Source organism: Mycobacterium sp. (assembly GCF_046095365.1).
Lineage (GTDB): Bacteria > Actinomycetota > Actinomycetes > Mycobacteriales > Mycobacteriaceae > Mycobacterium.
Genome location: NZ_JBJTJF010000037.1, coordinates 1 through 12,016, shown reverse-complemented (window position 1 = coordinate 12,016; position 12,016 = coordinate 1). Strand labels below are relative to the sequence as shown.

Below are 12,016 nucleotides of genomic sequence, written 5' to 3'. Positions count from 1 at the left end.
CGCTGCGAAACCGAGATCCGCGGCTAGCGCGTCGGGGTCGAGACCCAGCGACGACCCCGCCAGCGCGCCGGAGCCGTAGGGCGACACCGCGGTCCGGTCGTCGAAGTCGGCGATCCGGTCGACGTCGCGCAACAGCGGGTGAGCATGGGCGAGCAGATGGTGGGCCAGCAGCACGGGCTGGGCGGCCTGCAGGTGGGTCTTGCCGGGCATCACCGCGGTGGGGTGTGCGGCTGCCTGGGCGGTCAGCGCGTCGACCACGTCGAGCACACCGCCCGCCACCCGGGACATCGCGTCGCGCAGCCACATCCGGAACAGCGTGGCGACCTGGTCGTTGCGCGAGCGGCCCGCGCGCAGCCGCCCGCCCAGGTCACCGCCGACCCGGTCGATCAGCCCGCGCTCCAGCGCCCCGTGCACGTCCTCGTCGGTGTCCACCGGAGCGAAACTGCCGTCGGCGACGTCGCAGCCCAGGCTGTCCAGGCCGGCCAGCAGGCCGTCGCGCTGGTCGTCGGTCAGCAGGCCCGCGGCGTGCAGGACCTTCGCGTGCGCCTTGGAGGCGGCGATGTCGTAGGACGCCAGCACCCAGTCGAAGTGGGTGGAGCGGCTCAGCGCCGCCAGCGCGTCCGCCGGACCGCCCTCGAAGCGGCCGCCCCACAGCGAGCCCTCGTTGGTAGTCACAGCTGCTGCCCGCCTCGCGAGACCGCCATCAGGGTCGTGCTCGGCTGCGCGATCACAGCCCTGGTGGCGATCTCGCGGCGAAGGAGCGCGCTCACAAACCCAGATCCCGGCGTGCCGCGATCTTGGAGGACAGCCCGTGCACGTGGACGAAGCCCTTGGCCGCGGACTGGTCGAAGGTGTCGCCCTCGTCGTAGGTGGCCAGGTTGAAGTCGTACAGCGACTCCGGGCTGCGCCGGCCGTTCACCGCGATGTGCCCGCCGTGCAGCACCATCCGGATCTCGCCGGTGACGTGTTCCTGCGTCTTGGCCACGAAGCTCTCCAACGCGGTCTTCAGCGGCGAGAACCACAGCCCGTCGTAGACCAACTCGCCCCAGCGCTGGTCGGTGATCCGCTTGAACCGGCCCAGTTCGCGCTCCAGGGTCACGTGCTCGAGTTCGGTGTGAGCCGTGACGAGCACCATGGCGCCGGGGGCCTCGTAGATCTCCCGGCTCTTGATGCCGACGAGGCGGTCCTCCACCACGTCGAGGCGGCCCACTCCCTGCGCACCGGCCCGGCGGTTGAGTTCCTCGATGGCGCCGAGCACCGTGACCGGGCGCTCGTCGATGCTCACCGGCACCCCCCGCTCGAAGCCGACGATGACCTCGTCGGGGCTGTTCCAGTTCAGCGTGGGGTCCTCGGTGTAGTCGTAGACGTCCTTGGTGGGGGCGTTCCAGAGGTGCTCGAGGAAACCGGTCTCCACCGCGCGGCCCCAGACGTTCTGGTCGACGGAGAACGGCGAGCGCTTGCTGACGTTGATCGGGATCGCGTTGTCCTCGGCGAAGGCGATGGCCTTCTCCCGCGTCCAGGCGTAGTCGCGGACCGGGGCCAGCACCTGGAGATCCGGTGCCAGCGAGGCGAATCCGACTTCGAAACGCACCTGGTCGTTGCCCTTGCCGGTGCAGCCGTGCGCGACGATTCCACCTCCGTGCTCGCGGGCGGCGGCCACCAGGTGCTTGACGATCAGCGGCCGGCTCAGCGCGGACACCAGCGGGTAGCGGTCCATGTAGAGCGCGTTGGACTGGATGGCCGGCAGGCAGTACTGCTCGGCGAACTCGTCGCGGGCGTCGACGACGACGGCCTCGACCGCACCGCAGTCCATCGCACGCCGGCGCACCACCTCCATGTCCTCCCCGCCCTGGCCGAGGTCGATGGCCACGGCGACGACCTCACGGCCGGTCTCCTTGCCGATCCAGCTGATGGCCACCGAGGTGTCCAGTCCGCCGGAGTAGGCCAGGATGACGCGCTCGCTCATGGGTGCTCCTTCATGGGTTCGGGGGTTGGCGGATCGTCTCGAACATGGCGGCCAGTTGCGCGCCGGTCATCGGCTCGCGGGCCACCACCAGGATGGTGTCGTCGCCGGCGATGGTGCCGACCACCTCCGGCAACGATGCCCGGTCGACGGCACTGGCCAGGTAGTGCGCCGCACCGGGAGGGGTGCGCAGCACGGCGAGGTTGGCGCTGGCGTCGGTGGACACCAGCAGCTCACCGAGCAGCCGGTGCAGCCGGTCGGTGCCGCCGGACACCCCGCGCACCGGACTGCCGTCCTCGGGCACGACGTAGACGCCGACGCCGCCGTCGGCGCCGCGCAGCTTGACCGCGCCCAGTTCCTCGAGGTCGCGCGACAGCGTCGCCTGGGTGACCTCGATGCCGTCGTCGGCCAGCAGGGCGGCCAACTCGGTCTGGCTGTGCACCGGGCGGGCGGCCAGGATCGCGACGATGCGGGCCTGCCGGCCCACCCGGGTGGCGGCGACCTCGGACTTCATCGTGGGCGCCTCTCCAGCAGCCACACCAGCAGAGCCTTCTGGGCGTGCAGCCGGTTCTCGGCCTCCTCCCACACCGCACTATGCGGGCCGTCGATCACCTCGTCGGTGATCTCCTCGCCGCGGTGGGCCGGGAGACAGTGCAGCACAACGACTTCCGGATCAGCGTGTGCCAGCAGGCCGGCGTTGAGCTGAAAGGGCCGGAAAGGAGCGACCCGGTCCAGTCCGTCGTTCTCCTGACCCATCGAGATCCAGGTGTCGGTGACCAGCACGTCAGCGCCGCGGGCGGCGGCCTGCGGGTCGTCGGTGACGGTGACACTGCCCCCGGTCAGGGCGGCGCGGGCCTGCGCGGCGGCCACGACGGAGGCGTCGGGGGCGAAACCGGCCGGCGCGGCGACGGTGACGTGCAGTCCGGCGGTGACGCCGCCGAGCATCAGTGAGTGCGCCATGTTGTTGGCGCCATCGCCGAGGTAGGCCAGCCGCAGGCCGGCAAGCGCGCCCTTGCGTTCGGCGATGGTCTGCAGGTCGGCCAGAACCTGGCAGGGGTGGAACTGGTCGGAGAGCGCGTTGACGACCGGAACCGTTGCCGCCGCTGCCATCTCGTCGAGCCGATCCTGCCCGAAGGTCCGCCAGACGATCGCGTCGACGTAGCGCGACAGAACCCGGCCGGTGTCGGCCAGGGTCTCGTCGCGGCCGAGTTGGGTGGAACGGCCGTCCACCACGACGGCATGCCCGCCGAGTTGGGCGATACCCATCTCGAAGGAGAACCTGGTGCGGGTGGAGTTCTTGTCGAAGATCACCGCCACCCCGCGCGGACCGTCGAGGGGACGGCGGCTGAACGGGGACCCCTTGAGGTCGGCCGCCAGTGCGAGCACCTCGGCCTGTTCGGCGGGTGTCAGGTCGTCGTCGCGCAGGAAGTGCCGGGTCACGACGACCTCGCGGCGGAGTCGAGAATGCCCGGTAGTGCGTCGAGGAAACTCTCGATCTGCGCGTCGGTCACGACCAGTGGCGGGGCCAGCCTGACGACGTCGGGGGCGGCGGCATTGACCAGGAATCCCGCAGTGCGGGAGGAGGTTTCGACGGCCTTGGCCTGCGGGGCGCTCAACACGATCCCCTGTAGCAGGCCGCGGCCCCGGACGTGGTCGACCAGCGGGTGGTGCAGCGCCTCGATGCCGTCGTGCAGGGTCTTGCCCAGCAGCCCGGCGCGGCTCACCAGGTCCTGCTCGGCCAGCACCCGCAGCACCGCGCAGGCGGCCGCGGCGCAGACCGGGTTGCCGCCGAAGGTGCTGCCGTGCATGCCGGGCGTCATCAGGTCGATGGCCGGGCCGATCGCCAGGCACGCCCCGATCGGCAGGCCGCCGCCCAGGCCCTTGGCCATGGTCACCACGTCGGGGCTGATGCCGTCGTACTGGTGGGCGAAGAAGGTTCCGGTGCGCCCGACCCCGGTCTGCACCTCGTCGAGGACCAACAGTGCGCCGTGCCGGTCGGTGATCTCGCGGGCGGCGGCCAGGTAGCCTGCCGGCGGGACCACGACGCCGCCCTCCCCCATGATCGGCTCGAGGAACACCGCCGCGGTTTCGGCGTCGACCGCGGCCTGCAGTGCCGCCATGTCGCCGTAGGGAACGTGGGTGACATAGCCGGGCAGCGGCCGGAAGGGTTCCTGTTTGGCGGGCTGGCCGGTCAGCGCCAGCGCTCCCATGGTGCGGCCGTGGAACGATCCCTGGGCGGCGACGATCTTGGTGCGGCCGGTCAGCCGGGTGATCTTGAACGCCACCTCGTTGGCCTCGGCACCGGAGTTGCAGAAGAACACCCGGGCCGGCAGCCCGAGATGGGCGACGAGCGCCTCGGCGAGGGCCACTCCGGGCTCGGTGGCGTACAGGTTGGAGACGTGGCCCAGGGTGTTGAGCTGGGTGGTGACGGCCTCGACGACCGCCGGGTGGCGGTGGCCGAGGATGGTGACGGCGATGCCGGCCAGCAGGTCGACGTAGGTGTTGCCGTCGACGTCGGTGACCACCGCGCCGTCCCCGCTGACCAGTGCCAGCGGCGGGGTGCCGTAGTTGTTCATCATCACCGACTGCCAGCGGTCCAGCAGCGGGGCGCTCACGAGGCCACCACCGTGGTTCCGGCGCGCTCGCCGCGCAGCACGGCCAGCACGCTGTGCGCGACGCGCCCGTCGATGACGTGAGCGCTGGGCACGCCGGCGTCGACCGCACGCAGGCAGGCCTCGATCTTGGGCACCATGCCCTCCTCCAGGCGGGGCAGCAGGCCGGCCAGGGTGACGGTGTCGATCCGGCTGACCAGGGAGGCGCGGTCGGGCCAGCGGGTGTAGAGGCCCTCGACGTCGGTGAGCATCACCAGCGTCTGCGCACCCAGTGCCTCGGCGACCGCGGCCGCGGCGGTGTCGGCGTTGATGTTGTGCACCACCCCGTCGGCGTCGGGTCCGATGGTCGAGACCACCGGGATGCGTCCGGCGCCGATCAGGTCGGCCAGCAGCGCGGTGTCGACCTTGCCGACATCGGCGACCAGACCGATGTCGCACTCCACGCCGTCGACGGTGACTGTGCGGCGGACCGCGGTGAAGGTCCGGGCGTCCTCGCCGGTGATGCCGACGGCGTACGGTCCGTGCGCGTTGATGAGGTTGACCAGTTCGCGGCCGACCTGGCCGAAGAGCACCATGCGCGCGACATCGAGCACTTCGGGGGTGGTGACCCGGAAACCGCCCTTGAACTCTCCGGAGATGCCCAGTCTCTTGAGCATCGCGCTGATCTGCGGGCCGCCGCCGTGCACCACTACCGGGTGGACGCCGGCATCACGCAGCGCCGCCATGTCGGCGGCGAACGCGGTCTTGAGCGCGTCGTCGGTCATGGCGTTGCCGCCGTACTTGACGACGACGATCTTGTCCCGCAGTGCGTTCAGCGTCATGAGCTGTAGGCCGAGTTCTCTTCGACGTAGGCGTGCGAGAGGTCGGTGGTGCGGATGGTGGCCTCGCCACCACCGAGTTTGAGGTCGACGCGAACGGCGATGTCCGGACCGGACAGGTCGACCTCGCGGGCTCCGGGCGCCCCGGCGCCGTCGACGCAGACCGGGGTCCCGTTGAACGACACCGCGATCCGGGCCGGGTCGATCTCGAAGGGCGCCATGCCGACCGCGGCGAGCACCCGCCCCCAGTTCGGGTCGGAGCCGAACATCGCCGTCTTCACCAGACTGTCGCGGGCGACGGCGCGGGCGGCGGCGGCGGCGTCGTCCTCACTCGGCGCGCCGGCGACGGTGATCGACACCCGCTTGGTCACCCCCTCGGCGTCGGCCTGCATCTGCGCGCACAGGTCCTCGCACACCCGCAGCACCGCGTCGTCGAGATGCTCCTGGGTGGGCCGGATCTCACTGGCCCCGGAGGCCATCAGCAGCACGGTGTCGTTGGTCGAGCAGCTGCCATCGACGTCGAGCCGGTCGAAGGTGCGCGCGGTCGCCCGGCGCAGCGCGTTGTCCAGGGCGGCGGCGTCGGCGACCGCGTCGGTGGTCAGCACGCACAGCATGGTGGCCAGCGAGGGGGCCAGCATGCCGGCGCCCTTGGCCATTCCGCCGACCGTCCAGTTCTCGGCCGAGCCCGGCGCATGATGCAGCGCAACCTGTTTGGGTACGGTGTCGGTGGTCATGATGGCCCGGGCCGCGTCGTCACCGCCGAGCAGTCCGGCGTGGATCTCGTGCACGATCTCGGTGATCCCGGCCAGCAGGCGGTCCATCGGCAGCCGGTCGCCGATCAGTCCGGTGGAGCAGACCGCCACCTCGATCGGACCCGTCTCGGTGCCCCAGTTGGACAGCGTCCGGGCCACCGCCTCCGCGCAGGTGTGGGTGTCCTGGAATCCCGGCGGCCCGGTGCAGGCGTTGGCGCCGCCGGAGTTCAGCAGCACCGCACGCAGCCGGCCGGTGGTAAGCGCCTGGCTGGTCCACAGCACCGGGGCCGCCCTGACCTGAGTGCGGGTGAACACCCCGGCCGCGGCGTAGTCGGGCCCCTCGTTGAACACCAGGGCCAGGTCCAGGGCACCGGACTTCTTGATGCCGGCGGCGATCCCGGCGGCGCGGAATCCGGCCGGCGCGGTGACACCCTGGGAGCGCAACAGTCTCATGGCGCCACCCCCACCACAGACAGTCCCTGCGTCTCGGGCAGGCCCAGCGCCAGGTTCATCGACTGCACCGCCGCGCCCGCGGTGCCCTTGACCAGGTTGTCGATCGCGCAGACCGCGACGAGGACGCCGGCGTCGGCGTCCACGGCGACCGCCAACTGGGCGGCGTTGCTGCCGATGACCGAGCCGGTCTGCGGCAGCCGCCCCTCAGGGAGCAGATAGACGAAAGGCTCTGCGTCGTAGGCCTTTTCGTAGGCCTCACGGACCTGCCCCGACGACGCCGCGGTGGGGGTGGTGCAGGTGGCCAGGATGCCGCGGGCGGTGGGGATGAGCACCGGGGTGAACGACACCGTGACCGGTCTGTCGGTGACCGCGCGCAGGCCCTGGGCGATCTCCGGGGTGTGCCGGTGCACGCCGGCGATGTTGTAGGCCCGCGCCGAGCCGATGACCTCCGAGGCCAGCAGGTCCACCTTGGCCGCGCGGCCCGCCCCCGAGGTTCCGCTGACCGCGACGACGGTGACCGCCGGGTCGGCCAGTCCGGCGGCGACGGCCGGTACCAGCGCCAGCAGGGCCGCGGTCGGATAGCAGCCCGGCACCGCGATGCGGGTGGCGCCGCGCAGGGCGTCACGTCCGCCGGGCAGTTCGGGCAGCCCGTAGGGCCAGCTGCCGGCGTGCTCGGAGCCGTAGAAGCGAGTCCAGTCGCCGGGGTCGGTCAGCCGGAAATCGGCGCCGCAGTCGATGACGACGGTTTGCGGCCCGAGTTGTCCGGCTATCTCGGCCGAGTTCCCGTGCGGCAGCGCCAGGAACACCACGTCGTGGCCGGACAGCACGTGGACGTCGGTCGGCTCGAGCACCCGCTCGCTCAGCGGCAGCAGGTGCGGGTGGTGCTCACCGAGCCGGGTTCCCGCGCTGGCCGCCGCGGTGAGCGCGCCGATCCGCAGCGAGCCTTCGGCGTACCCGGGATGGCCGAGGAGCAGCCGCAGAATCTCGCCGCCGGCGTACCCGCTGGCACCGGCCACCGCCACAGTCGTCACCGCGCCATTCTGCATTATTATGCGTAACACTGCAACTTCATAAAGCCGGGAAACTTGTCGGGGTGTCGAACTAATGTTCGATATATGGAGATGCGGACCGCGGACGTCGAGGCGGTGGTGGCCGCGCTGGACGAGCTTGAGATGGCGTGGGACAAGCTGGCCTCGCTGCCGGTTCAGGCGCTGGGATCTGTACAGACACTGGACATCTTGGACCGGCTGGAGGTCCATCGGCGCCGGCAGCCCGCGACCGAGAACGCGCTTCTGGCCCACCTTCAGTCTCAGTCCGCCCCGAAGGACCTGGGCGCCAAGTCGTGGCGCGCGGTGCTGTCCCAACGACTGGGCATCAGCGGATCCGATGCGGGCCGCCGCCTCGCCGAGTCAGCCCAACTCGGGCCGCGGCGCGGCGTCACCGGCGAACCACTGGAACCACAACTACCCGGAACCGCAGCCGCGCAGGCGCGCGGGGAGATCGGCACCGAGCACGTCACGGTGATCCGCGACTTCATGGAGCAGCTCCCGGCGGAGGTCGACCCGGCCACCCGGTCAGCGGCCGAATCTCAGCTGGCAGGGCTCGCTGGCGGCCTGACCCCGGAGGGGTTGCGCAAGGTCGCCCGCCAGTTGATGGGCTACCTCGACCAGGACGGCACGCTCGACGACGAACGGGAGCATGCCCGCAAGCGCAGCCTCATCATCGGGCGTCAGGAACTCGACGGCATGAGCCGCATCACGGGGTGGCTCGATCCCGAACTGAGGGCCACACTGGATGCCGTCTTCGCCAAACTCGCCGCACCCGGATACTGCAATCCCGACGACGACACACCCTGCGTGGACGGCGTTCCATCGCAAGACCAGATCACCAACGACACCCGGAGCGGCCCGCAGCGCACCCACGACGCGCTGCAGACCGTGTGCCGGGCGATGCTGTCATCCGGGAAGTTGGGCCAGCACCATGGGCTCCCGGTCACGATCGTGGCGACCACCACGCTTTCCGAGCTCAGTGCGGCAGCGGGGCGTGCCCATACCGGCGGGGGCACGCAGTTGCCGGTCCCCACGCTCATCCGAATGGCCGCAGATGCCCACCCCTATCTCGCGCTCTTCCACAGCGCCCGAGAGATCCAGCTGTACTACGGACGGACGCGACGGACCGCGAGCCCAGGTCAGCGCCTGGTCCTGTCCGCTATTGAGCGGGGATGCACGAAACCGGGCTGCACGGCTCCCCCCAACCGGTGCCAGGTCCACCACGCCGAACGCGACTGGCAGCACGGCGGCAACACCGATGTCGACGAACTCACCTTGGCCTGCGGCTGCGACAACCGCCTGGTCGAAGACACCCCGACCGGCTGGACCACCCGAAAGCGCAGGATTGACAACCGAACTGAGTGGATCTCCCCGCCACACCTGGAGCGGGGGCAAGGCCGCGTCAATCTGTACCACCATCCCGAGGAGGTACTGCGGGCCGACGACGACCCGGGATAGCGCCGACGGCGACAACCCTGCGCCCGAGCCAAGGGCCGTCCTAATACGTTGCCCCCGAACCCCATTGCATCATGCTGGTCGGATCGGGTTCGCTAACTCCGAAGTCGGGCGCCTAGCCGGTCAGCAGCGGTGGCCAGGGCAGCGTCGCGGGCAGCACTGGCCTCGTCCTCGGTCAGGGTGCGGTCGGCGGCCCGGAATCGCAGGGCCAGGGTGAGCGACTTGCGCCCCGGCCCGATCTGCGGGCCGGTGTAGACGTCGAACAGCGCGACGTCCTCGAGCAGGTCACCGGCGCCGTCGCGGACCGCGTCGATCACCGCCTGCGCGGCGACGTCGTCTGCCACCACCAGGCTCAGATCCTGGAAGACCGCCGGGAACGGGGAGACCCGCGGGGCGGGCAGGCTCTCCGCCAGCGGCACGTCATCGAGGTTGATCTCGACCGCACAGCAGCCCCTGGGCAGACCGGACCGTTCGACGACCGAGGGGTGCAACTGCCCGGCGTGGCCGACCACCCGGCCATCGACGACCACCTCCGCGCAACGCCCCGGATGCCAGGGCAGGTGGCGGGCCGGCCGCAGGGTCACCTGCACTCCGGCGGCCCGGGCGATCACCCGCGCTGCCTCGAAGGCGTCGGCCGCCTCGGCCGGCCGCCCGGGCCCCCACGGGCCGCGCGGCTCGCGCAGCCCGGCCAGCACAGCGCCGACGTGCACCGGCTGGTGCGGCAGTGCCGCGTCGAGCGCCGCTATCTCGGCCTCGGTGGGCCGACGGTCGGTCGGGATCAGCCCGATGGCCCGGGTGTGCTCGGTGGGCTGCACGACCTGGGCGACGGAGAACAGCGCGACGTCTCCGAAGCCGCGGGACACGTTGCGGGACAACGCCTCAAGGAGAGCCGGTAGCAGCGTGGTGGCCAGTTCCGGCCGGTCGGCCTCCAGCGGGTTGAGCACCGCGGAGGTGTTCCGGCGCGAATCACCGGCATCCAGGCCCCACTGGTCGAAGACCCCGGCGGGCAGGAACGGGGTGGGCAGCACCTCGACGAACCCGGCCAGAGCCAGCGCCCGGCCGATCGCGCGGCGACGCTTCTGGCCGGCGGTCAGGCCGCGCCCGGCCGGGGCCGACGGCAGCACCGACGGGATCACGTCGAGGCTCTCCAACCGCAGCACCTCCTCGACGAGGTCGGCGGGCTGGACGAGGTCGGGTCGCCAACTGGGCGGGGTGACGACGAGCACGGCCGGATCGGAGTCGGCGTGAACGCGGGCGCCGATCTGGGTCAGCCGCGCCACGGTCGCGCCGTCGGGGTAGCTCACCCCGGCGGTGCGGTCGGGCAGGTCGACGGGCATCCGCACCGGCGGGGGCGAGAAGTCCTCCCGCGGCGGGTCGCCGCGCCAGTCGGTGAGTCTGGGTTGGGCTGTGCCGCCGGTGATCTCGGCCAGCAGAGCCGCGCAGCGGTCGATCGCGGCGACGGATACGGCCGGGTCGACCGAACGCTCGTAGCGGCGGCCGGCCTCGCTGACCAGATGCAGCCGCCGGATGGTCCGCGACACCGCCGCCGGGTCCCAGACGGCGGCCTCCAGCAGCACGTCGGTGGTCTCGGGGTCGATCTCGGTGGTGCCCGCGCCCATCACCCCGCCGATGGCGGCGACGGCGGCGTCGTCGGCGATCAGCACGTCGGCCGGGTCCAGCGTGCGCTTGACGTCGTCCAGGGTCACCACGGTCTCCCCCGGCCGGGCGAACCGCACGGTGAAGTCGCCGCGGATCCGGCTCTGGTCGTGGGCATGCATCGGGTGGCCGAGTTCGAGCATCACGTAGTTGGTGACGTCGACCGCCGGCGAGATCGGCCTGATCCCGCAGAGCAGCAGGCGCCGGCGTAACCACCACGGCGACTGCGCCTTCGGGTCGATTCCGGTGACCGGGCGCAGCGCGAACCGGCTGACGCCTGTTCCGGGCTCGACGGTCACCGGCAGCGCCGGCCCCTCGACCGGCAGCGCCGCGACGTCGGCGGGGTCGACGAAGTTCAGGTCGTAGGCGCAGGCGATCTCTCGCGCGATGCCGCGCACCGACATGCAGTAGCCGCGGTCGGGGGTGACGGCGAGGTCGAACACCACATCATCCAGGCCGAGCACCGGGATGGCGTCGGCGCCGGGTTCGGCGGTATCGGCGGGCAGCACCAGGATGCCGGAATGATCGGTCCCCAGACCCAGTTCGGCCGCCGAGCAGATCATGCCGTCGGAGGTGCGGCCGTAGGTCTTCCGGGTGGCGATCCGGAAGTCGCCGGGCAACACCGCTCCGGGCAGCGCCACCACCACCAGGTCACCGACGGCGAAGTTCGCCGCACCGCAGACGATCTCGCGGTCCTCGGTCTCCCCGACAGCCACCGTGCAGGCCCGGATCGGCTTCTTGAAATCGGCGAGTTCCTCGATCGTCGTCACCCGGCCGACGCGGAGCGGGCCGGTGACCGGGCCCAGCGTGATGACGTCCTCCACTTCATGGCCGACCCGGATCAGCGCCTGCTCCAGATCGTGCGGGTCGACGTCCCAGCCCGGGGCGCCCCGCTGCACCACCTCGCGCAGCCAGCTGTACGGAAGCCGCATTACAGACCCACCCCGAACGGCAGCGAGAACCGGACGTCACCTTCGACCATGTCGCGCATGTCGGGGATGCCGTTGCGGAACTGCAGGGTCCGCTCCAATCCGCAGCCGAAGGCGAACCCGGAGTACACCTGCGGGTCGACGCCCGCGGCGCGCAGCACGTTCGGGTTGACCATGCCGCAGCCGCCCCACTCGACCCAGCCGGGTCCGCCCTTCTTGTCGGGAAACCAGATGTCCACCTCGGCCGACGGCTCGGTGAACGGGAAGAAGTGCGGCCGCATCCGGGTGCGGGCGTCCGGACCGAATTCCGATCGGGCGAACGCGTCCAG

The 12,016-nt window shown here is 71.4% G+C and carries 11 protein-coding genes; 1 reads left to right on the top strand and 10 read right to left on the bottom strand.

The genetic code is table 11. The features are described from left to right. From ACKOQ4_RS02835 to argC, 8 genes are all read right to left on the bottom strand, one after another. On the bottom strand, positions 1 to 675 hold a 675-nt coding region (locus tag ACKOQ4_RS02835), incomplete at its 3' end, for a lyase family protein (RefSeq protein ID WP_526288619.1). Between the two features lie 91 nt (positions 676 to 766). After that, positions 767 to 1,966 carry an argininosuccinate synthase gene (locus ACKOQ4_RS02830; protein ID WP_526288617.1) on the bottom strand — a complete coding sequence of 400 codons (1,200 nt, stop codon included), beginning with the start codon at positions 1,964 to 1,966 and terminating at the stop codon, positions 767 to 769. A gap of 10 nt (positions 1,967 to 1,976) precedes the next feature. Continuing rightward, complete coding sequence (locus tag ACKOQ4_RS02825) at positions 1,977 to 2,477, bottom strand: arginine repressor (RefSeq protein WP_526288615.1); 501 nt, start codon at positions 2,475 to 2,477, stop codon at positions 1,977 to 1,979. Continuing rightward, positions 2,474 to 3,403, bottom strand: coding sequence for an ornithine carbamoyltransferase (argF, locus tag ACKOQ4_RS02820; protein WP_526288613.1), 930 nt, complete (start codon positions 3,401 to 3,403; stop codon positions 2,474 to 2,476). The genes ACKOQ4_RS02825 and argF overlap by 4 nt, the downstream gene beginning before the upstream one ends. Then, positions 3,400 to 4,578, bottom strand: coding sequence for an acetylornithine transaminase (locus ACKOQ4_RS02815; protein ID WP_526288611.1), 1,179 nt, complete (start codon positions 4,576 to 4,578; stop codon positions 3,400 to 3,402). The genes argF and ACKOQ4_RS02815 overlap by 4 nt, the downstream gene beginning before the upstream one ends. Then, positions 4,575 to 5,396 carry an acetylglutamate kinase gene (gene argB, locus ACKOQ4_RS02810; protein WP_526288609.1) on the bottom strand — a complete coding sequence of 274 codons (822 nt, stop codon included), beginning with the start codon at positions 5,394 to 5,396 and terminating at the stop codon, positions 4,575 to 4,577. The genes ACKOQ4_RS02815 and argB overlap by 4 nt, the downstream gene beginning before the upstream one ends. After that, on the bottom strand, positions 5,393 to 6,598 hold the full coding sequence (argJ, locus tag ACKOQ4_RS02805; protein WP_526288607.1) for a bifunctional glutamate N-acetyltransferase/amino-acid acetyltransferase ArgJ: 1,206 nt from the start codon (positions 6,596 to 6,598) through the stop codon (positions 5,393 to 5,395). Before argJ ends, argB begins: the two co-directional genes overlap by 4 nt. Then, positions 6,595 to 7,644, bottom strand: a complete 1,050-nt coding sequence (gene argC, locus ACKOQ4_RS02800) for an N-acetyl-gamma-glutamyl-phosphate reductase (RefSeq protein ID WP_526288605.1) — start codon at positions 7,642 to 7,644, stop codon at positions 6,595 to 6,597. Before argC ends, argJ begins: the two co-directional genes overlap by 4 nt. 75 nt (positions 7,645 to 7,719) lie before the next feature. Here argC and ACKOQ4_RS02795 point away from each other — a divergent pair, with 75 nt between their 5' ends. After that, on the top strand, positions 7,720 to 9,105 hold the full coding sequence (locus ACKOQ4_RS02795; RefSeq protein WP_526288621.1) for an HNH endonuclease signature motif containing protein: 1,386 nt from the start codon (positions 7,720 to 7,722) through the stop codon (positions 9,103 to 9,105). 92 nt (positions 9,106 to 9,197) lie between these two features. Here ACKOQ4_RS02795 and pheT read toward each other — a convergent pair whose 3' ends face one another. Continuing rightward, positions 9,198 to 11,690: a phenylalanine--tRNA ligase subunit beta gene (gene pheT / locus ACKOQ4_RS02790; protein WP_526288603.1), complete on the bottom strand. Its 2,493-nt coding sequence runs from the start codon at positions 11,688 to 11,690 to the stop codon at positions 9,198 to 9,200. After that, positions 11,690 to 12,016: tRNA ligase subunit PheS family protein (locus ACKOQ4_RS02785; protein WP_526288601.1), on the bottom strand; the 327-nt coding region annotated here is incomplete at its 5' end. The genes pheT and ACKOQ4_RS02785, both read right to left, overlap by 1 nt.